Annotated in this window: 22 protein-coding genes and 1 pseudogene; all 23 read left to right on the forward strand. The window is 64.5% G+C overall.

Annotated elements, in window-relative coordinates:
• Window positions 1-46: 46 nt before the first annotated feature.
• Complete coding sequence (locus tag V6582_RS21540; RefSeq protein ID WP_349509009.1) at window positions 47-370, forward strand: DUF2285 domain-containing protein; 324 nt, start codon at window positions 47-49, stop codon at window positions 368-370.
• 140 nt (window positions 371-510) lie between these two features.
• A complete protein-coding gene (locus tag V6582_RS21545; protein WP_060719725.1) occupies window positions 511-792 on the forward strand; it encodes a helix-turn-helix transcriptional regulator in 282 nt (93 codons plus the stop codon).
• Between the two features lie 18 nt (window positions 793-810).
• On the forward strand, window positions 811-1,959 hold the full coding sequence (locus tag V6582_RS21550; protein WP_156634524.1) for a replication initiator protein A: 1,149 nt from the start codon (window positions 811-813) through the stop codon (window positions 1,957-1,959).
• A pseudogene (gene parA, locus V6582_RS21555) lies at window positions 1,956-2,610 on the forward strand (ParA family partition ATPase). The gene V6582_RS21550 and the pseudogene parA overlap by 4 nt, the downstream one beginning before the upstream one ends.
• Window positions 2,607-2,858, forward strand: a complete 252-nt coding sequence (locus V6582_RS21560) for a hypothetical protein (protein ID WP_060719722.1) — start codon at window positions 2,607-2,609, stop codon at window positions 2,856-2,858. Before parA ends, V6582_RS21560 begins: the two are co-directional and overlap by 4 nt.
• Entirely contained in the window at window positions 2,855-3,376 is a 522-nt protein-coding gene (locus V6582_RS21565) for a DUF2840 domain-containing protein (RefSeq protein WP_156634523.1), read from the forward strand. The genes V6582_RS21560 and V6582_RS21565 overlap by 4 nt, the downstream gene beginning before the upstream one ends.
• Window positions 3,373-3,918 carry a S26 family signal peptidase gene (locus V6582_RS21570; protein WP_337739385.1) on the forward strand — a complete coding sequence of 182 codons (546 nt, stop codon included), beginning with the start codon at window positions 3,373-3,375 and terminating at the stop codon, window positions 3,916-3,918. The genes V6582_RS21565 and V6582_RS21570 overlap by 4 nt, the downstream gene beginning before the upstream one ends.
• Window positions 3,919-3,963: 45 nt before the next feature.
• Window positions 3,964-4,299: a DUF736 domain-containing protein gene (locus tag V6582_RS21575; RefSeq protein WP_156634521.1), complete on the forward strand. Its 336-nt coding sequence runs from the start codon at window positions 3,964-3,966 to the stop codon at window positions 4,297-4,299.
• A 3-nt stretch (window positions 4,300-4,302) separates the two neighbouring features.
• Window positions 4,303-5,070, forward strand: a complete 768-nt coding sequence (locus V6582_RS21580) for a lytic transglycosylase domain-containing protein (RefSeq protein ID WP_349508944.1) — start codon at window positions 4,303-4,305, stop codon at window positions 5,068-5,070.
• Window positions 5,071-5,313: 243 nt separating this feature from the next.
• Complete coding sequence (locus tag V6582_RS21585) at window positions 5,314-7,053, forward strand: relaxase/mobilization nuclease domain-containing protein (protein ID WP_156634520.1); 1,740 nt, start codon at window positions 5,314-5,316, stop codon at window positions 7,051-7,053.
• A 27-nt stretch (window positions 7,054-7,080) separates the two neighbouring features.
• Window positions 7,081-9,066 (forward strand): conjugal transfer protein TraG, encoded by a 1,986-nt coding sequence (locus V6582_RS21590; protein ID WP_156634519.1) that lies wholly within the window; start codon window positions 7,081-7,083, stop codon window positions 9,064-9,066.
• Between the two features lie 5 nt (window positions 9,067-9,071).
• The gene (locus V6582_RS21595; RefSeq protein ID WP_156634518.1) at window positions 9,072-9,536 is read left to right on the forward strand and encodes a CopG family transcriptional regulator; all 465 of its coding nucleotides are present in this window, start codon (window positions 9,072-9,074) and stop codon (window positions 9,534-9,536) included.
• 166 nt (window positions 9,537-9,702) lie between these two features.
• Entirely contained in the window at window positions 9,703-10,698 is a 996-nt protein-coding gene (trbB, locus tag V6582_RS21600; RefSeq protein ID WP_156634517.1) for a P-type conjugative transfer ATPase TrbB, read from the forward strand.
• Window positions 10,699-10,820: 122 nt separating this feature from the next.
• Window positions 10,821-11,117: a TrbC/VirB2 family protein gene (locus tag V6582_RS21605; protein ID WP_156634533.1), complete on the forward strand. Its 297-nt coding sequence runs from the start codon at window positions 10,821-10,823 to the stop codon at window positions 11,115-11,117.
• Window positions 11,117-11,398 carry a VirB3 family type IV secretion system protein gene (locus tag V6582_RS21610; protein WP_156634516.1) on the forward strand — a complete coding sequence of 94 codons (282 nt, stop codon included), beginning with the start codon at window positions 11,117-11,119 and terminating at the stop codon, window positions 11,396-11,398. Before V6582_RS21605 ends, V6582_RS21610 begins: the two co-directional genes overlap by 1 nt.
• Before the next feature lie 10 nt (window positions 11,399-11,408).
• Window positions 11,409-13,865, forward strand: coding sequence for a conjugal transfer protein TrbE (gene trbE / locus V6582_RS21615; RefSeq protein WP_156634515.1), 2,457 nt, complete (start codon window positions 11,409-11,411; stop codon window positions 13,863-13,865).
• Window positions 13,862-14,614, forward strand: coding sequence for a P-type conjugative transfer protein TrbJ (gene trbJ / locus V6582_RS21620; RefSeq protein WP_156634514.1), 753 nt, complete (start codon window positions 13,862-13,864; stop codon window positions 14,612-14,614). The genes trbE and trbJ overlap by 4 nt, the downstream gene beginning before the upstream one ends.
• 11 nt (window positions 14,615-14,625) lie before the next feature.
• Window positions 14,626-14,919, forward strand: a complete 294-nt coding sequence (trbK-alt, locus tag V6582_RS21625) for a putative entry exclusion protein TrbK-alt (RefSeq protein WP_156634513.1) — start codon at window positions 14,626-14,628, stop codon at window positions 14,917-14,919.
• Window positions 14,920-14,922: 3 nt separating this feature from the next.
• Window positions 14,923-16,296 carry a P-type conjugative transfer protein TrbL gene (trbL, locus tag V6582_RS21630; RefSeq protein ID WP_156634512.1) on the forward strand — a complete coding sequence of 458 codons (1,374 nt, stop codon included), beginning with the start codon at window positions 14,923-14,925 and terminating at the stop codon, window positions 16,294-16,296.
• Window positions 16,293-16,982, forward strand: coding sequence for a conjugal transfer protein TrbF (gene trbF / locus V6582_RS21635; protein WP_156634511.1), 690 nt, complete (start codon window positions 16,293-16,295; stop codon window positions 16,980-16,982). The genes trbL and trbF overlap by 4 nt, the downstream gene beginning before the upstream one ends.
• Window positions 16,979-17,998 carry a P-type conjugative transfer protein TrbG gene (gene trbG / locus V6582_RS21640; protein ID WP_156634510.1) on the forward strand — a complete coding sequence of 340 codons (1,020 nt, stop codon included), beginning with the start codon at window positions 16,979-16,981 and terminating at the stop codon, window positions 17,996-17,998. The genes trbF and trbG overlap by 4 nt, the downstream gene beginning before the upstream one ends.
• On the forward strand, window positions 17,995-19,164 hold the full coding sequence (locus V6582_RS21645) for a TrbI/VirB10 family protein (RefSeq protein ID WP_349508943.1): 1,170 nt from the start codon (window positions 17,995-17,997) through the stop codon (window positions 19,162-19,164). The genes trbG and V6582_RS21645 overlap by 4 nt, the downstream gene beginning before the upstream one ends.
• Before the next feature lie 4 nt (window positions 19,165-19,168).
• Window positions 19,169-19,429 (forward strand): DUF2274 domain-containing protein, encoded by a 261-nt coding sequence (locus V6582_RS21650; RefSeq protein WP_156633572.1) that lies wholly within the window; start codon window positions 19,169-19,171, stop codon window positions 19,427-19,429.
• The last annotated feature ends 3 nt before the right edge of the window (window positions 19,430-19,432 follow it).

The raw sequence follows: 19,432 nt of genomic DNA on the forward strand, positions 1-19,432 counted from the left end.
CACCCGGATCGATTCCGATTCCGGCGGCAATCTGGTCGCCATCATCATCCTCGACGACGACGCACCGGATCGGCTTCACGCGCTAATCCGCTTTTCGGCCATGCTGACAGGCCAGCGCGTCCCGACCGACAATCGCCTGACGCCGCAGCGTCGGCGGCGCACTCGCCAGATGCTGCGGGTCTTCGATGCCCGCTTGGCCGGCGCGACCTACCGTGACATCGCCATCGCGATTTACGGGCGCTCGCGCGTCGCTTCCGAGCCTTGGAAAACATCCTCCTTGCGAGACGCGGTCATTGGCCTCGTTGAGGGCGGCTTTACGATGGTCGATGGCGGCTATCTCCAGTTGCTACGTCGCCGCCGCCGATCCTAGCAGTTTCCGTTCCAGCCATGGGGTGGGGATTTTAGCCCCTTTAAATTCCCCATCCCCCCTGACGACTCTTCTCCGCCACCGTGGTCGTCATCCACCGCTGAACCGCAGCGGCCACCAGCAACCCCACGGAGGCCCGATCCATGCGACCCGATCTTGCCGTTTTGCCGCCGCGCTACCTGCGCACCAAGGAAGCCGCGGAATTCCTGAGCCTCTCCGCCCGAACCCTTGAGAAGCACCGGACCTATGGGACCGGCCCGTCCTATCGCAAGCTCGGCGGCCGCGTCGTCTATGCCGTCGATGACCTCGAAGCCTGGGCCGAACGCGGCGCCGTCACTTCCACCTCCGATCCGCGTGGCCAGGTGCTGCCGGCGAAGCGCCAGACGCTCCCCGCCGTGCCGCAGCCCGGCCGCTACGCACGCTGATCGCGGCCTGTTTCCCGAATGGCGGCGCGGCATCGGTCCTCCTCGGAGCGTGGGCAGCTCGATCTGTTCCGGGCGCTTCCAGGCGACTTCGCGCCAAGAGACGCGCAGGATCTCATGGCTTTCCCATTTTTCTCCCTCTCGAAAACCCATCGTGTCACGCCGATCGACTTCATCGCCGGCAATGTGACGATCCGGGTCGAAGCCGTTCCCGATCACGGCATGGCCACGATCTGGGACGCCGACATCCTGATCTGGGCGGCAAGCCAGATCGTCGAGGCGCGCGACGCGGGGCTGCGCACCTCGCGGCTCATGGCCGCCACCCCCTACGAAATCCTGAAGTTCGTCGGTCGCGGCACCTCGCTTCGGGATTATCAGCGCCTGAAGGCGGCACTCGACCGGCTCCAGTCCACCACCGTCGCCACCACCATCCGCCAGCCCGCCGAGGGGCGCCGTCACCGCTTCTCGTGGATCAATGAGTGGAAGGAACGGACGGACCGGCACGGCAGGCCGGACGGCATCGAGATGATCCTTCCAGACTGGTTCTACCAGGCCGTCCTCGATGACGCGCTCGTGCTCACCATCGATCGCGCCTATTTCGATCTGACGGGCGGGCTTGATCGCTGGCTTTACCGGATCGTCCGCAAGCACGGTGGCCGCCAACGCGATGGGTGGCGCTTTGACTTCCGGCACCTTCATCAGAAATCCGGCAGCCTGTCTCCCTTCCGGCGCTTTGTCTTCGAAATGCGCGACATCATCCGCCGCCAGCCGTTGCCCGGCTACACGCTGTTCATGGAAGTGGGGGTCGGTGGCCGGATGCTGCTTGCCTTCGCGCCCTGTGGACAACCTGTGGACGGCCTCGTGCTATCGGGAACGCCCAATATCGTGCCATCAGGAACGCCGGTATCGTGCTATCGGGAACGCAAACAGGGCTTAACCCACGGCAATAAAACCGGAAATCGCGCTCTTAACTTAGAATCTAACCCAGAATCTAACTTTGAAGAGCGCGCGCGCGATGTGCAAAAGCTCATCCGGGAGACCGCAAGCGGCCTTAGCGTAACCGCAAAAAAGAGCGGCTGCGGATTGGTTTCCCGTAAAGACGAAACGACGCAAGCCACGGCAGAGACGCCGGAACTTCCTCTCGACAACCGTTCGGGAGGCACGCGATGATCGTGGCCTTCCTCAATCAGAAGGGCGGTGGCCGGCAAGACGACGCTGGCGCTCAATCTCGCCGGTGAATGGGCACGGCGGGGGCTCCGAGTCACCCTGGTCGATGCCGACCCGCAGGGCTCGGCGCTCGACTGGTCGCAGCAGCGCGAGCATGAAGGGCTTCCGCGCCTGTTCGGCGTCGTCGGCCTGGCGCGCGACACGCTCCATCGCGAGGCGCCTGAGCTCGCACGGAACGGCGATCATGTCGTCATCGACGGCCCGCCTCGGGTCGCCGGGTTGATGCGCTCGGCGCTGCTCGCCGCCGATCTCGTGCTGATCCCGGTGCAGCCTTCGCCGCTCGACGGCTGGGCGTCGGCCGAGATGCTCGCGCTTCTGCGCGAAGCGCGCGTCTATCGACCGGATCTCGCCGCGCGCTTCGTCCTGAACCGCTGCGGCGCGCGCACCGTACTGGCGCGTGAGACAGCCGAGACCCTGGCCGATCACGATCCGCCAGCGCTTTCCAGCACGATCGGCCAGCGCATCGCCTTCGCCGCGGCTGCGCAGTCTGGCCGCCTTGTCTGCGAACTTGATGATGACATGCCGGCTGCACGCGAGATCGCGGCGCTGGCCGTCGAGATCGATCGTCTCGGAATCGGTAGGGGGGCATCGTGACCGAGCGTCCGTCCCGCAAAGGTTTCGCCGCTCGGCCTGCCGACCCGGATCACTGGATCAAGGCCGCCGAGGCGCCGCCACGCAATGCTGACGCCGGCGGGTTCACCGCACGGCTCACCATCGACGTAACACCCGAGCTGCGCGGACGGATCAAGATCGCCGCCTTCCGGCGCAGCGTCACCGTCGCCGACATGCTGCGCGAGATGCTCGCGCGCGAATTCCCCCCGACCGAAGGAGATCCCTCATGACCGGCAACGCGGCTCCCCGCTTGCGCGGCGGCCTGTTGCCGTCCGCACGCTCCACCGACGACATGACTCATGTCGAGCTGACATGGATCGAGAATAAGGTCGAATACTGGATCAGGTTCGGCGAGCAAGCGCACGAGCTGATCCTCGATCGCCGCCGGCGCGTCGTGTCGTTCCGGCCGAACAGCATGTTCGCGTTCGTCCGATGGGCAGCCAACGATTTCGGCACGATCATATCGCGCATCGATATCGTGCGCGCCATCGAACCGGGCGAAGCTTATCAGACGCTGCCCTTCGTGCGCCCCGGCGGCGAAATCCTCCTGAAGATCGAGGGCTGGCCCAAAGTCGAGGACGTGCTGCGCCACATCGACGCCGTGGAGCGCGCCGGCATCGACGCCTGCGACGTCGCGCCCGATCACTGGCGCCATGTCGCCCACCGGATGCAGGCCGGTCACCTGCCGCGTCCCTACACTGTCGAACGCCATCAGGTATGGCTCAAGCGGCAGGGGATCGGACGGTGACCCGCCTCGGCTATGTCATGGTGACGTATTTCGCGGCAATGGGCGCTGCCGTTGCTGCGTTCATTCCGACGCCGACCAGGCTCGTCTGGAACGCCACCGCCAGCGCGCCGCTCGGGCTCTACACCATCGCGCCGGCCGACCGGCTGGAGGTGCCCGAACTGGTCGCCATCATGCCGCCCGAGCCGCTCGCCAACTTCATGGTCGGGCGTGGCTATGTCGGTCACGGTGTGCCGCTCCTGAAGCGTGTGCTCGGCCTGCCGGGACAGCAGGTTTGCCGGATCAGGCGCGACATCATGATAGATGGCATTGCCATCGGTTCCGCCCTCAGCCGAGACAAGATGGGCCGCGACCTGCCGGTCTGGCAGGGCTGCCGCACCGTCGCCGACGACGAGCTTTTCCTGATGAACTGGGAAGTCGCGGATAGTCTCGACGGCCGCTACTTCGGGCCGCTTCCAGCTTCCGCCGTGATTGGCCGGGCAATCCCCCTCTACACCGATGAAGACGGCCACGGCCACTTCGTTTGGCGCGCGCCGACGCGGTGACGGCGTGCCCATGCCCATTCCCACCGCAGATCCAAGGAGGCAAGCATGACCCAGATTGGTCAATTCACCCGGACGGAAACTGGCTTTGAAGGAGAGTTCAGAGCACTCGGCATCAAGGAAGACATCACACTTGTTCCCGCCGAGCACTCGGGCTCCGAGAACGCTCCGGACTATCGCGTCCTGCTCGCAGGTGACGAGGGTTCCGATATCGGCGCGGGCTGGAAGCATGTCGGTGAACGCGCCGGCGAATATGTCTCCATCAAGATCGACAGCCCTCTCTTTGCCAAACCGCTACGCGCCAACCTGTTCCAGTCCGGCGGCGACAGCACGGTCTGGGGGCTGCACATGAACCGGCCCGCCAAATCACGCAAGGAGGATTGAGCGGTGCCGGCTCCTTGCAGTAGCTCCTATGCCGGTCGGTCAGCCGTCCGGCATAGGGCTGTCCTTTTTCTCCTTTCCGGCCTGGCCTTCGCCGCGCCTGCCACGGTCTCGGTATGCGCGCAAACGCTGCCAGCGACACGCACGGCGACTGCCGATCCTTATGCTGCGCACATCGCCGAGGCATCGCAGCGCTTCGGCATCCCGCAGACATGGATCGTCGCGGTGAAGCGTACCGAAAGCCATGACGACGTGCGCGCTGTATCGCCTGCCGGTGCCCTCGGGCTCATGCAGATTATGCCCGGCACATGGGCCGAACTGCGCACCCGTTACCGGCTTGGGCGCGATCCTTTCGATCCGCGCGACAACATCATCGCCGGCACGGCCTATCTGCGCGAGATGCTCGATCGCTACCGCACGGTTCCGGCCATGCTCGCGGCTTACAATGCGGGACCGGCGCTCTACGACGAATACCTCGCAACCGGCCGTTCCCTGCCGGCCGAAACGCGCGCCTATGTCGCTTTGCTCGCACCCGCTCTGGGCAGTGCAGCTCCTGCGGACAGGCCGCGAACCGCATTCCAGCCACCGGCCGATTGGCGCGAGGCACCGCTCTTCGTGGCGCGCGGCGATAACCGCCGGCCTGCCGATGATCGAGCCGCCGATCATCCGTCGAGCGGCCGGCAACCTTCCGTTCCGGCACAGGACGATCGCGCCGCCGCATCGCAGCCAGACGCCATTTTCCTCACCCGGCGCGAGGGGGACGGTCCGCAATGACCCTCAACCGGCTCTTTCGCATCCTGTCGGGCTCTGGCGCATCATGGAGGGTGCCGGGGGTGGAGGCAGGAGAAGCAACCGGAGGATGGCAGGATAAAAGGACGCACATTGCGTGGCGGTCGGGTGGTTGTTTTTGCTGGGGTTTCTGCCCCGTTGCGCACATTTCCCGGCTCTGCCGCAATGTTCGCCAACGACCCAACACCCTGTCTCTACGAGATTTTCTGAACATTGCAGGGCTACGCCATGGCCGATGAGCGCGAGTTCCGCGTCCGTCCGGGGCGCATCCGGTCCAGCCGGGGGCAATCGGCGCGGCCCTTTATCGCACAGGCGCTCGCCGCGGCGAAGAGGGCCGGCGGCGGCGTATCGCGCTCCGGCCGCGTTGTTCCCGGTAATCGCTCACGTTTCGGACATGGTCAGCGCGCCAGCATCCAGGCCAATCGCCTGATCTCGTCGCGCTCGCGCGGCGCTGTCGTCAAGGCGCGCGTCGTGCGGCATTCGGGACGGACAGCGCCACTCGGCACCCACCTCAACTATCTGCGCCGCGAGGGCGTGACCCGTGACGGGGAAAAGGCCCGCCTGTTCGGGCCGGACACCGAGAATGCTGACGCCGGCGCCTTCGCCGAGCGGAGCCAGGATGACCGGCATCATTTCCGGTTCATCGTCTCGCCAGACGACGCGCTGGAAATGTCCGATCTCAAGTCCTTCACCCGTGATCTCGTCGGACAGATGGAGAAGGACCTCGGCACCCGGCTCGACTGGGTGGCCGTCGATCACTGGAACACCGAGCATCCCCATGTCCATCTGATCGTGCGCGGCGTCCGTGACGACGGCCAGGATCTCGTCATCTCGCGCGACTACATCAAGGAGGGGATGCGTGACCGGGCGCGCGATCTCATCACCCAGGAGCTGGGGCCGCGCACCGACCTCGACATCCGCCGCACGCTGGAGCGCCAGATTGAATCGGAACGATGGACCCAGCTCGACCGTCAGCTTGTCCGGGATGCACGAGAAACCGGTATCATCGATCTTGCGCCGCAATCGGATCGCGAGCCAGACGAGTTTCATGCCCTGAAGGTCGGACGCCTGCGCAAGCTGGAAGTCCTTGGCCTGGCCGGACAGGTCGGCCACTCGCAATGGTTCGTCAAGCCGGAAGCCGAGGCGGTACTGCGCGAACTCGGCGAGCGTGGCGACATCATCAAACGCATGCACAAGGCGCTGACGGACCGTGGCATCGAACGCGGCTCGGCCAACTATGTGCTCGCAGGTGAAAGCCTCGATGAGCCGATCATCGGCCGCCTGGTCGATCGCGGTCTCGACGACGAACTGAAGGGCTCGGCCTATGCCGTCGTCGATGGCGTCGATGGCCGTACCCATCACATCAAGCTGCCCGATCTCGATGCGGCCGGCGACAGCGCTCCCGGCTCGATTGTCGAGCTGCGCAAGTTCGATGACGCGCGTGGTGAGCGCCGTGTCGCGCTCGCCGTTCGCTCCGATCTCGACATCGAGCGACAGGTCACGGCATCGGGCGCGACTTGGCTCGACCGGCAGGCGGTGGCAAGAGAACCATTGTCGCTCTCCGATGGCGGCTTCGGCGCCGAGGTGCAGCAGGCTATGGACCGGCGCGCTGACCATCTGATCTCCGAAGGTCTTGCCGAGCGCCAGGGCCGCAGCGTGGTGTTCGCCCGCCGGCTGGTCGACACCTTGCGCCGCCGCGAACTCGATACGCTTGGCGAGAAACTCGCCACCGAGACGGGTCAGCCATTCAACGGGGCCGCAGGCGGCGAACATGTCGCCGGCACCTATCGGCAACGCTTCGCGCTCGCGTCGGGCCGCTACGCGATGATCGACGACGGTCTCGGCTTCCAGCTCGTACCGTGGTCGCCATCCCTGGAAAAACAGCTCGGTCGCCACGTCTCCGGCGTCGCCCGCAACGACGGCGGCATCGACTGGAGTTTTGGCCGCAAGCGGGGGCTCGGCCTTTAAACCTCAATACATGAAAGGACCAACGCCATGTCCGCGACGAAAATTCTCTGGGGCCAGATCCTCACCGTCTTCCTGATCGTGCTGATGACGACCTGGGGAGCGACACAGTGGACGGCCTGGCGCCTCGGCTTCCAGCCCCAGCTCGGCCAGCCCTGGTTCGAGCTGGCCGGCTGGCCGATCTATTATCCTCCGGCCTTCTTCTGGTGGTGGTATTTCTACGATGCCTATGCGCCACCGATCTTCGTCGAAGGCGGTATGATCGCGGCGTCTGGCGGTTTCATCGCCATCGCGGTTGCGATCGGCATGTCGGTCTGGCGGGCGCGCGAGGCCAAGAATGTTGCGACCTACGGATCGGCGCGCTGGGCCGAGCCGGAGGAAGTGAAGGCTGCCGGTCTGCTCGACCAGGACGGTGTTGTTCTCGGCAGGCTTGATCGGGCCTATCTGCGGCATGATGGCCCGGAGCACGTCTTATGTTTTGCGCCCACGAGATCGGGCAAGGGCGTCGGCCTGGTCGTGCCCTCGCTGCTCACCTGGCCAGGTTCGGCCATCGTCCACGACATCAAGGGGGAGAACTGGACACTCACCGCCGGCTTCCGATCCCGGCACGGCCGCGTGCTGCTGTTTGACCCGACCAATGCACGATCGGCAGCCTACAATCCGCTACTCGAGGTGCGGCGGGGTGAATGGGAAGTCCGCGACGTCCAGAACATTGCCGACATCCTGGTCGATCCGGAAGGGTCGCTGGACAAAAGGAACCATTGGGAGAAGACCAGCCACGCGCTGCTGGTCGGAGCGATCCTGCACGTCCTTTATGCCGAGAAGGACAAGACGCTGGCCGGCGTCGCGGCATTTCTGTCCGATCCGAAGCGGCCGATCGAATCGACGCTCGCTGCGATGATGAAGACCGCGCATCTGGGTGACGCAGGCCCGCACCCGGTTATCGCGTCGGCCGCGCGTGAGCTGCTGAACAAATCCGACAACGAGCGATCGGGCGTGCTGTCGACCGCCATGTCGTTTCTGGGCCTGTACCGCGATCCTGTCGTTGCCGAAGTGACGCGGCGCTGCGACTGGCGCATTACCGACATCGTTGGCAGCAAGCGCCCGACGACGCTTTACCTCGTCGTGCCGCCGTCCGACATCAATCGCACCAAGCCGCTCATTCGCCTCATCCTCAACCAGATTGGCCGCCGTTTGACCGAGGATTTGCAGGCGAGGGGCGGGCGTCACCGGCTACTGCTGATGCTGGACGAGTTTCCGGCATTGGGCAGGCTGGATTTTTTCGAGAGCGCCTTGGCCTTCATGGCGGGCTATGGCCTCAAATCATTCCTGATCGCCCAGTCGCTGAACCAGATCGAGAAAGCCTATGGGCCGAACAACTCGATCCTCGACAACTGCCATGTGAGGGTGTCGTTCGCGACGAATGACGAAAGGACGGCGAAGAGGGTGAGCGACGCGCTTGGCACCGCCACCGAAATGAAGGCGATGAAGAACTATGCCGGGCATCGGCTGTCGCCCTGGCTCGGGCATTTGATGGTCTCGCGCTCGGAAACCGCGCGACCGCTGCTCACCCCTGGCGAGATCATGCAGCTTCCCCCGGCTGACGAAATCGTCATGGTCGCAGGAACGCCGCCGATCCGGGCGAAGAAGGCGCGATACTTCGAGGACGCAAGGTTTCAGGAGCGGATACTGCCGCCGCCGAAGCTGGTCCGTACCGGCGAACCGCATCCGGACGACTGGAGCCGCCTGCCGATCCCGGCTCATCTCCCGTTCAACGAAGCTGTGGCGGGCACCGCCGAGGAGGATGAGGATCCGACCGAATCCGAGCGCCGGCGTCAACCCGAACTGAGCCGCGTGAAACCTGTCGAGAAGAAGGAGCCCATCGAAAACGAATTCGAGATCGATCCTCCCGATGAGATGGAGGAGGAAGCCACCCGGAACCGCCGAATGGCCCGCCTCATGCAAGGTGTGGCGCGACAGGTCTCGCTTGATCCGAATGACGGGATGGAGCTGTGAGCACCATGACTGGCAGAAAAAAGAAAGCGCAGATCTCCGTCTATCTCGAACCTGACGTCATGACGATGCTCTCGGATTATGCAGCGCGCCGGGAGCAGCCGATGTCTTTGATTGCGGAGGCGGCCGTCGCTTCCTTCCTGTCGCCGGACGACGCCGAACGGCGGGAGGCATTGATCGCCAAGCGCCTCGATCAGATCGACCGCCGCATGACGCGGCTGGAGCGCGATGTCGGTATCTCGGTCGAAACGCTGGCCGTCTTCGTCCGCTTCTGGCTCGCCACCACGCCAGCCTTGCCTGAACCGGCCGCACAGGCGGCGCGGGCCAAGGCCGGCGAACGCTACGAGGCGTTCGTCACGGCACTCGGCCGACGTCTGGCACAGGGGCCGAAACTCAGGCAGGAAATCTCTGAGGACATCGCCGACTCATCTGACGGACAGGTCTCGCCACACGCGGGTACATACCGCAAATAGTCGTCGCCTCGGTTGGTTCAAGAAGACAGCTCCATCGCCGTTTTCCTGTATTTGCACGCTATACTACTACGACGCCATTTCCTTGTTGAATCGCATGAACTTCCGGCTCTTTTAATCATCCCCGTCCGGGGACAGTCTGATTTCCCCGGCGAGAAACGGGGATCGGATGGCAGTCTCGCATCGAAATTCGGAAGGCTTTGCGCGTGGCGCTCGGATGTTGCGCACCGCGCTGGGTGCTGCCATCGCCCGCTTTCTGGAAGATCCCGGCGTTGTCGAAGTGATGCTCAATCCCGATGGGCGCTTGTGGATCGACCGTCTCTCGGAGGGCATGTCCGACACCGGCGAGCGCATCTTGCCCGCGGATGGCGAACGCATCATCCGACTGGTTGCTCACCATGTCGGCGCGGAGGTTCATGCCGGCGCCCCGCGTGTTTCGGCCGAATTGCCCGACAGCGGCGAACGCTTCGAAGGTCTCCTGCCTCCGATCGTCACAGGTCCGGCCTTCGCCATCCGCAAGCCGGCGATCTCGGTGTTCACCCTCGACGACTATGTTTCGGCAGGAACGATGACCGCCGATCAGGCGGCGTTGCTGCGCGAGGCCGTCGCCTCGCACGCCAACGTGCTGGTCGCAGGCGGCACCGGCACCGGCAAGACGACGCTTACCAATGCACTGCTGGCCGAAGTCGCGAAGGCGCAGGACCGGCTTCTCATCATCGAGGACACGCGCGAGCTTCAAAGCCAGTCCGAGAACAAGGTGCCGATGCGCACCAAGGACTTCATCGCCAATCTGACAGATCTGGCGCGCTCGGCGATGCGCTTCCGGCCCGATCGCATCATCGTCGGCGAAGTGCGAGGTCCGGAAGCCCTTGATCTCCTGAAACTTTGGGGAACGGGGCATCCCGGCGGCATCGGCACCATCCACGCCGGCACCAGCATCGGCGCGCTCCGCCGGCTCGAACAGCTCATTCAGGAAGCTGTCGTCACCGTCCCCAAGGCACTGATCGCCGAGACCATCGACATCGTGGCGGTTCTCTCCGGTCGCGGGCCCGCGCGCCGGCTCTGCGAACTCGCTCGTGTCGATGGGCTCGGTCCTGACGGCGACTACCGCGTCGCCCCCGCACGCTTTTCCCCCGACCGCCAACCGCTCCCGAAAGGAGAATAGTCATGTCCCTCCGTGTCCCGCCTGTTCTGTCGAAGCTCTTCAGCCCGCCCATCATCTTGTCCATGGTGCCGGTTCAGGCGAGCGGGCACACGCCGTCTTTCGGCGGCTTGCGTCGCCACTTCATGAGCCCGGCGGCCGTCGCCACGATCATGATGACGGCGGCTGTGCCGGCTCATGCTTCCGGTTCCTCCATGCCGTGGGAGGCGCCGCTTCAGTCGATCCTCGAATCCATCGAAGGGCCGGTCGCCAAGATCGTCGCCGTCATCATCATTATTGCCACCGGGCTAGCGCTAGCTTTCGGCGACACGAGCGGCGGCTTCAGGAGGCTGATCCAGATCGTCTTCGGGCTGTCGATCGCCTTTGCGGCCAGTTCCTTCTTTCTCAGCTTCTTCAGCTTCGGCGGCGGGGCGCTCGTCTGATGGCGGGTATTCTGGAACACACCAACGACCTGCCGGGCTTTACCGTCACCGTCCATCGGGCGCTAACCGAGCACATCCTGCTCGGCGGCGCTCCGCGAAGCATCGCCATCATGAACGGGACGCTCGCCGGAGCCGTCGGCCTTGGCCTCCGTCTCTGGCTGGTCGGCCTCGCCATATGGGCCGTCGGGCATTTCGCGGCGGTCTGGGCGGCGAAACGCGATCCGCTGTTCGTGGAAGTCGGTCGTCGTCACCTTCGTATCCCCGGACATCTGTCGGTGTGAGGGCGCGTCCATGATGAACCTTGCCGAATACCGCCGCACCGCCAGCCGCCTCGCGGATTTCCTGCCCTGGGCCGCGCTTGTCGGCGAAGGTGTCGTTCTCAACAAGGACGGATCGCTGCAAAGGACCGCCCAATTTCGCGGTCCGGATCTCGAATCCTCTGTTGCTGCCGAACTGGTCGCTGTCGCCGCCAGGCTGAACAATGCCTTCCGGCGTCTCGGCTCCGGCTGGGCGATCTTCGTGGAAGCGCAGCGCCAGGAGGCCGCGACCTATCCCGACGACCGCTTTCCTGATCCGGCCTCGGGGCTGCTTGACGCCGAACGCAAGGCCGATTTCGAAGAGCAGGGCAGTCATTTCATTTCCGGCTACTTCCTCACCTTCACCTATCTCTCGCCTGCCGAAGATGCGGCGCGTGCCGAGACCTGGCTCTATGAGGGGCGGGAACGATCTGGCGTTGATCCGAACGAGATCCTGCGCGGCTTCGTCGATCGCACCGATCGTGTGCTGGCGTTGCTCGACGGCTTTATGCCCGAATGCCACTGGCTCGATGATGCCGAGACGCTGACCTACCTGCACTCGACAGTCTCGACCAAACGGCACCGTGTCCGCGTTCCCGAAACACCGATGTACCTGGACGCGCTGCTGGCCGATCAGTCTCTGACCGGCGGGCTGGAGCCGCGCCTTGGCGACGCTCATTTGCGCATCCTCACCATCGTCGGTTTCCCGACCGCGACCACGCCCGGAATTCTCGACGAACTGAACAGGCTCGCCTTTCCCTATCGCTGGTCGACTCGCGCGATCCTCCTGGACAAGACCGATGCCATCAGGCTGCTCACCCGCATCCGCCGCCAGTGGTTTGCGAAGCGCAAGTCGATCGCCGCCATTTTGAAAGAAGTCATGACCAACGAGGCTTCGGTTCTGGTCGATACCGATGCCGCGAACAAGGCGACCGACGCGGACATCGCGCTCCAGGAACTCGGCGCAGACTATGCCGGTATGGCCCATGTGACGGCGACCATCGCCGTCTGGGACACCGATCCCCGCCTTGCCGACGAAAAGCTACGGCTTGTCGAAAAGGTGATCCAGGGTCGCGACTTCACGGCGATGCCGGAATCCATCAATGCCGTCGACGCCTGGCTTGGCTCGCTGCCGGGGCATGTTTACGCCAACGTGCGCCAGCCGCCGATCTCGACGCTCAATCTCGCCCACATGATTCCCCTCAGTGCCGTGTGGGCGGGGCCGGAACGGGATGACCACCTGGGTAGCGGCCCCTTGCTCTTTGGCAAGACCGAGGGAAGCACCCCGTTCCGGCTTTCCATTCACGTCGGCGATGTCGGACACACGCTCGTCGTCGGGCCGACCGGCTCGGGAAAGAGCGTGTTGCTCGCCTGCATGGCGCTCCAGTTCCGTCGCTACGCCCAGGCCCAGGTCTTCGCCTTCGATTTCGGGGGCTCGATCCGGGCCGCAGCTCTCGCCATGGGCGGCGACTGGCATGATCTTGGTGGTGATCTCACCGAGGGAGACGCGTTTTCCGTTTCGCTCCAGCCGCTTGCGCGCATCCATGACGTGCCCGAACGCGCCTGGGCGGCCGACTGGATCGTCGCCATCCTGACGCGTGAGAGCATCGCGATCACGCCTGATGTCAAGGAGCATATCTGGACGGCGCTGACCTCTCTGGCTTCGGCGCCGGTCGAGGAACGCACCATCACCGGCCTGACGGTGCTGCTGCAATCGAACGACCTCAAGCAGGCGCTCAGGCCGTATTGCGTCGGCGGTCCCTATGGCCGGCTGCTCGATGCCGAAACCGAGCACCTCGGCAGCGCGTCGGTGCAGGCCTTCGAGATCGAGGGGCTGGTTGGCACCGGCGCAGCACCCGCCGTCCTGTCCTATCTGTTCCATCGCATCGGCGATCGGCTCGATGGCTCGCCCACCTTGCTCATCATCGATGAGGGCTGGCTGGCGCTCGATGATGAAGCCTTTTCCGGGCAGTTGCGGGAATGGCTGAAAACCCTGCGCAAGAAGAACGCCAGCGTGATCTTCGCCACGCAATCATTGTCGGATATCGACAATTCGGCGATCGCCCCGGCGATCATCGAAAGTTGCCCGACGCGTCTGCTTCTTCCAAATGAGCGCGCTGTCGAACCGCAGATCACCGCGATCTATCAGCGATTTGGCTTGAACGCGCGCCAGATCGAGATCCTCGCGCGGGCCACGCCGAAAAAGGACTACTACTGCCAAAGCCGCAGGGGGAAACGCCTGTTCGATTTGGGCCTGTCCGAAGTCGGTCTCGCCCTCACGGCTGCCTCCTCGAAATCCGACCAGTCCGCCATCGCCCGCGTCTTCGCCGAGCACGGCCGGGACGGCTTCCTTGCCGCCTGGCTGCGCCTGCGCGGCGTCGACTGGGCCGCGGACCTCATTCCTGACCTCGCCAATCTCGTCCCCCAGCCCGACAAGGAGGCTCAATCATGAAGACCCACCGTTTCCGCGCGGCACTGCTTGCCGCATCCATTCTCACCTTCTCAGGCCCGGCCTCGATCGTTCTGGCGCCGCCGGCGTCCGCCGCCTGGATCGTCTACGACCCGACCAACTATTCGCAGAACCTCCTGTCCGCCGCGCGCGCGCTGGAGCAGATCAACAACCAGATCACCAGCTTGCAAAACGAAGCGCAGATGCTGATCAACCAGGCCCGCAATCTGGCGAGCCTGCCGTATTCGTCGTTGCAGCAGATCCAACAGTCCGTTCAGCGCACGCAGCAGCTTCTGTCCCAGGCGCAGAACATCGCGTTCGACGTCGGCCAGATCGATCAGGCATTCCAGTCGAAATACGCCAGCGTCTCGCTTTCGGCCACCGACGCGCAACTCGTCGCCGATGCAAAGGAGCGCTGGAAGAACAGCGTCGGCGGCCTGCAGGACGCCATGCGCGTGCAGGCCACCGTCGTCGGCAATATCGACACCAACCGCACCGAGATGTCGCAACTGGTCGGTCAGAGCCAGAGCGCGACCGGCGCGCTTCAGGCGGCGCAGGCAGGCAACCAGCTTCTCGCCCTTCAGTCGCAGCAGCTTTCCGACCTCACGGCCCTGCTTGCCGCCAATGGCCGGTCCACTGCACTCACCGAGGCCGAACGCGCCGCCGCGGCCGAACAGGGACGCGTGCAGCGCCAGCGCTTCCTGATGCCAGGCTCCGGCTATCAGGCCGGCAGCGCCAAGATGTTCAACTGAGGGCGCTGGCCATGGACGGCAAGATGCTGGCCCGTCTGGGCGCCGTCGTCTTTGTCGCCGTCGCGATCACCGCGACGGCGACCGAGATGATCAGAAAGAGAGAGGCCCCGGCGCCATGGACACGATCCACACCCGCCGTCGGATCACCGGCGGATCCCCTCCGGCTCGGCCAGCGCCGGTGCCAGCAGCTTGGGCAGGCTGCCACCAGCGATCCCGAATGCCTGCGTGTCTGGTCGGAAACACGAGACCGCTTCCTTGGCAGGACTTCCGTGCCGGTCGCCCCACAAACCATCGAAGGGCAGTGAATCATGGGTGGCAGCGGCGTCATCGACAATTTCCTCGGGGTCTTCACCTCCTATATCGACAGCGGGTTCGGTCTTCTCGGCGGCGAGGTCGCCTTCATCGCCACCACGCTGATCGTCATCGACGTGACGCTCGCCGCCCTGTTCTGGAGCTGGGGCGCCGACGACGACATCATCGCCCGTCTGGTGAAAAAGACCCTGTTCGTGGGCGTCTTCGCCTACCTGATCTCGAACTGGAACAATCTCGCCCGCATCATCTTCGAGAGCTTTGCCGGCCTCGGTCTCAAAGGGTCGGGCACCGGCTTTTCGACGGCGGACCTCCTTCGCCCCGGACGGGTGGCGCAAGTCGGTCTCGATGCGGCCCGCCCGCTGCTGGAATCCATTTCCGACCTCATGGGCTGGGTCGCATTCTTCGAGAATTTCATTCAGATCGCGTGCCTGCTGTTTGCCTGGGCACTCGTCCTGCTGGCGTTCTTCATTCTGGCCATCCAGCTGTTCGTCACGCTGATCGAATTCAAGCTGACGACCTTGGCGGGGTTCGTCCTCATCCCGTTCGGACTGTTCGGAAAGACGGCCTTCATGGCCGAAAGGGTTCTTGGCAATGTCGTCTCTTCCGGCATCAAGGTCCTGGTGCTCGCCGTCATCATCGGCATCGGCTCCACCCTGTTCAGCCAGTTCACTGCCGGTTTCGGCGGCGCCACACCGACGATCGACGATGCCATGGCCGTTGTGCTGGCCGCGCTTTCATTGCTGGGCCTCGGGATATTCGGTCCCGGCATCGCCAACGGTCTCGTTTCCGGCGGCCCGCAGCTCGGCGCGGGTGCTGCCGTCGGCACCGGCCTTGCCGTCGGTGGCGCAGCGCTTGCCGCAGGCGGCGCGGCCGGTCTGGCCTTGCGGAGTGGCGCCGCGGCATTGTCCGGTGGCGCGGCCGCCGTTCGGGGTGGAGCGGCGGCGGCGGGTGCCGCATCTACCGCCTATAATCTCGGATCGATGGGACAGAGCGGCGCTTTGGGCGTGGCGTCTGGTCTCGGCCGTGTTGCTCGCGGTGCAGGCTCCGCTGCCGTCTCGCCGCTCAAGCGCGCAGCCGGGCAGGCGGCCGAAAGAGTCAGATCGAATTTTTCCGAAGGCGTGAAAGACGGCTTCAGCGCGACCGGCGGCTCTTCCACGCTTGGCACCGTCGGCGGTGCCGATCCCGCCAATAACGATTCCTTTGCCGTCACCCCATCGGGTTCGCGCGATGGCGCCCCCGATTGGGCCAGGCGCATGAAACGCAGCCAGCACGTCAGCCACGGCGTTTCCGCGGCCGCCCATGCCGTCCGTTCCGGCGACAGCCATGGTGGTGGCTCTTCCGTCAATCTCTCCGAAAGTGACCGCTCATGAGCTTGTTCAAACGACCGGCAGCCCATTACGGCAAGACGCCGCAACCCGAAACACCCTATCAGAAGGCCGCACAGATCTGGGACGAACGTATCGGTTCGGCCCGTGTGCAGGCGCGGAACTGGAGGTTCATGGCCTTCGGAAGCCTGATCCTTTCGGCGGGCTTTGCCGCAGCACTCGTCTGGCAGTCCACGCGTGGGACCGTCGTGCCGTGGGTCGTACAGGTCGACAAGCTCGGCCAGACCCAGACCGTCGCCGCTGCCACGGCCGACTATCGTCCCACCGATCCGCAGGTGGCATGGCATCTGGCGAGATTCATCGAACAGGTCAGGAGCATTCCCGCCGATCCCATCATCGTCCGCCAGAACTGGCTCCGCGCCTATGACTGGACGACGGATCGGGGTGCGACAGCGCTGAACGACTACGCGCGGTCCAACGACCCCTTCACCAAGGTCGGCAAGCAACAGATCGCCGTCGAGGTGTCGAGCGTCATTCGCGCGTCGCCCGACAGCTTCCGTGTCGCCTGGACCGAGCGCCGCTACGAGAATGGTCAGCTTTCCACCACCGAGCGCTGGACCGCGATCCTGACCATCGTAATCCAGACGCCCCGCGATGCTGAACGGCTCAAGGCCAATCCTCTCGGCATCTACGTCAACGCGATTTCATGGTCGAGGGAGATGGGCGAATGAACAAGCCGCCAATCCGCAAAGCCGTAAACCCGTCTTTCCGTAAACCCGCATTTGCTGCCGTGCTCTTGTCTGCCGCCGCACTGGCCGGCTGCGCCACGCCGCAGAAGCCGCCACAGATCCGCTACGACGCCGATGTGCCGGCACTGCCGGCCGTTCCTGCCGTGCTGACCGATGATCGTCCGAAGTCGCTGCACATTCCGCCTGGCTGGACGCCGGCGCGCGGAGGAGCCACGGCAACCACCCCGACCGGGCGGATTCAGAATGCCAATGACGCGGCCCGTGTCGAGCCACGCCGGGAGGGCTACTACAACGCCATCCAGATCTATCCCTGGAGCGAGGGTGCGCTCTATCAAGTCTATGCCGCACCCGGCCAGATCACCGACATCGCGCTCGAACCCGGCGAAAGCCTCACCGGAGCCGGGCCGATCGCCGCCGGCGATACTACGCGCTGGATTATCGGCGATACCGAGAGCGGCAGCGGCACCACCCGGCGCGTGCATGTCCTAGTGAAACCCGCACGTCCCGACATCACTACCAACCTGGTGATTTCCACCGATCGCCGTACCTACCTGATCGAATTACGCTCCGGTGAAAAACCCTACATGCCATCGGTCGCCTGGTCCTATCCACAGGTGCCGGGCTCTCGACAATCCATCCCCGACACGCCGGCTATTCCGGCCGTGGCGGCGCGAAACTACCGCTATGGCCTCACCGGCGACACGCCGCCCTGGCGGCCGGTCTCCGTCTATGACGATGGCCGCAAGGTCTATGTCGAATTTCCGCGCGGCATCGTACAGGGGGAATTTCCGCCGCTCTTCGTCATCGGCCCGGAAGGCGAGGCGCAGATCGCCAATACCCGTATCTATAGGAACATCCTGATCGTTGATCGCCTCTTCGGTGCGGCGGAATTGCGCCTGGGCAGCGGCAAGCATCAGCAGACTGTGAGGATCGTCCGCACAAGCGGAGTTGTGCAGGCGCCGACAGCCCAAACCAAGGAAGGAGGGCGGTCGTCATGAGCGAGGCCGACAACCGCCAAGATGCAACCCAGGCCCCCGGTCCTGTTCCACCCATGCGCTTGCGAGCGGAACCGCCGCGCGTCACCCGGCTATCGCGCAAGGTGCTCGCCGGACTTGGCCTCGTAGCGTCACTCGGTATCGGTGGCGCATTGATTTATGCGCTTCAGACCCGAGATCGCGGCAATGGTGGCGAAGAGCTTTACTCGACCGAGAACCGGACCACTGCCGACGGTTTGGCCGGCTTGCCGCGGGACTATACCGGTCCCATCCTGGGGCCGGCTTTGCCGGGGGATCTCGGCCGTCCGATCCTCAGTGCGCGGGATCGTGGTCAGCCTGTCGTTGTGCCGACAATGACGGCTCCGAACGTCGATCCGGCCGAGCAACGCCGCCTCGCCGAAGCGGAAGCCGCCCGAACCAGCCGCGTGTTCTTCCAGACAGAAACACGGACAACGGCAAGCGCGATAACGCCCAACGCGAATACGACGCCGAATCTTGCCGGTCTCGATCAGGCCGGCGCTCCCACGGCACAGGACCGGCAGGCCGCCTTCCTCAACGCTGCCGTCGATCGCCGCACCGTTGCAGCCGATCGCGTGATGTCGCCGGCGTCGCCCTATGTGCTGCAGGCCGGTTCGGTGATATCCGGAGCGCTTATCACCGGCATTCGCTCCGATCTCCCCGGCCAGATTACCGCCCAGGTCACCGAGAACATCTACGACAGCCCGACTGGCCGCATTCTGCTTGTGCCGCAGGGCACCCGCATCATTGGCCAATATGACAACAACGTCGGCTTCGGCCAGAGGCGTGTCCTCCTGGTCTGGAACCGGCTGATATTCCCGAATGGACGATCCATCGTTCTCGAACGACAGCCTGGTGCCGATACGCAGGGCTATGCCGGTCTCGAGGATGGCGTCGACTACCACTGGTGGGATTTGGCGAAGGCAGCCGGTCTTTCGACGTTGCTCTCGGTTGGTGCAGAACTCGCCACGGACGACGACGATCGGCTGATCCAGGCCATCCGCAACGGTGGCCAGGATACGATCAATGATGCCGGACAACAGATCATCCAACGTCAGTTGCAGATCGCGCCGACGCTGACCATCAGGCCCGGATTTCCGGTCCGAATTATCGTCACCCGGGATCTCGTGATGGAGCCCTATAGAGGTTGACCCAATGGCCAAATTAAAGCTCGGACCCATTGCCGACGATAAGCCCGTGAAGGTCACGGTGGAATTGCCGGCCACACTTCACCGCGATCTGGTGGCCTACGCTGAGGTACTTGGCGGTGAGACGGGCCAGCCAGCACTCGAACCGGCAAAGCTCATCGCTCCCATGATCGAACGGTTCATGGCGACAGACCGAGGCTTTGCAAAGGCTCGTCGGATTCCACGGCGAAACGCTGGTCATGGCCCGGATACAGGCCGCTCGGCATAAGAC

Origin of the sequence: Agrobacterium vitis (assembly GCF_037039395.1) — a bacterium.
Taxonomy (GTDB): Bacteria; Pseudomonadota; Alphaproteobacteria; order Rhizobiales; family Rhizobiaceae; genus Allorhizobium; species Allorhizobium vitis_E.

Bases quoted from the DNA above. Each gene is read 5' to 3' on its own strand.
- trbK-alt (WP_156634513.1), top strand. From the start codon at position 14,626: ATGGACGGCAAGATGCTGGCCCGTCTGGGCGCCGTCGTCTTTGTCGCC.
- V6582_RS21645 (WP_349508943.1), top strand. From the start codon at position 17,995: ATGAGCGAGGCCGACAACCGCCAAGATGCAACCCAGGCCCCCGGTCCT.
- V6582_RS21545 (WP_060719725.1), top strand. From the start codon at position 511: ATGCGACCCGATCTTGCCGTTTTGCCGCCGCGCTACCTGCGCACCAAG.
- V6582_RS21585 (WP_156634520.1), top strand. From the start codon at position 5,314: ATGGCCGATGAGCGCGAGTTCCGCGTCCGTCCGGGGCGCATCCGGTCC.
- V6582_RS21565 (WP_156634523.1), top strand. From the start codon at position 2,855: ATGACCGGCAACGCGGCTCCCCGCTTGCGCGGCGGCCTGTTGCCGTCC.
- trbF (WP_156634511.1), top strand. From the start codon at position 16,293: ATGAGCTTGTTCAAACGACCGGCAGCCCATTACGGCAAGACGCCGCAA.
- V6582_RS21550 (WP_156634524.1), top strand. From the start codon at position 811: ATGGCGGCGCGGCATCGGTCCTCCTCGGAGCGTGGGCAGCTCGATCTG.
- V6582_RS21590 (WP_156634519.1), top strand. From the start codon at position 7,081: ATGTCCGCGACGAAAATTCTCTGGGGCCAGATCCTCACCGTCTTCCTG.
- V6582_RS21605 (WP_156634533.1), top strand. From the start codon at position 10,821: ATGAGCCCGGCGGCCGTCGCCACGATCATGATGACGGCGGCTGTGCCG.
- V6582_RS21595 (WP_156634518.1), top strand. From the start codon at position 9,072: ATGACTGGCAGAAAAAAGAAAGCGCAGATCTCCGTCTATCTCGAACCT.
- trbG (WP_156634510.1), top strand. From the start codon at position 16,979: ATGAACAAGCCGCCAATCCGCAAAGCCGTAAACCCGTCTTTCCGTAAA.
- trbB (WP_156634517.1), top strand. From the start codon at position 9,703: ATGGCAGTCTCGCATCGAAATTCGGAAGGCTTTGCGCGTGGCGCTCGG.
- V6582_RS21610 (WP_156634516.1), top strand. From the start codon at position 11,117: ATGGCGGGTATTCTGGAACACACCAACGACCTGCCGGGCTTTACCGTC.
- trbJ (WP_156634514.1), top strand. From the start codon at position 13,862: ATGAAGACCCACCGTTTCCGCGCGGCACTGCTTGCCGCATCCATTCTC.
- V6582_RS21575 (WP_156634521.1), top strand. From the start codon at position 3,964: ATGACCCAGATTGGTCAATTCACCCGGACGGAAACTGGCTTTGAAGGA.
- trbE (WP_156634515.1), top strand. From the start codon at position 11,409: ATGATGAACCTTGCCGAATACCGCCGCACCGCCAGCCGCCTCGCGGAT.
- V6582_RS21650 (WP_156633572.1), top strand. From the start codon at position 19,169: ATGGCCAAATTAAAGCTCGGACCCATTGCCGACGATAAGCCCGTGAAG.
- trbL (WP_156634512.1), top strand. From the start codon at position 14,923: ATGGGTGGCAGCGGCGTCATCGACAATTTCCTCGGGGTCTTCACCTCC.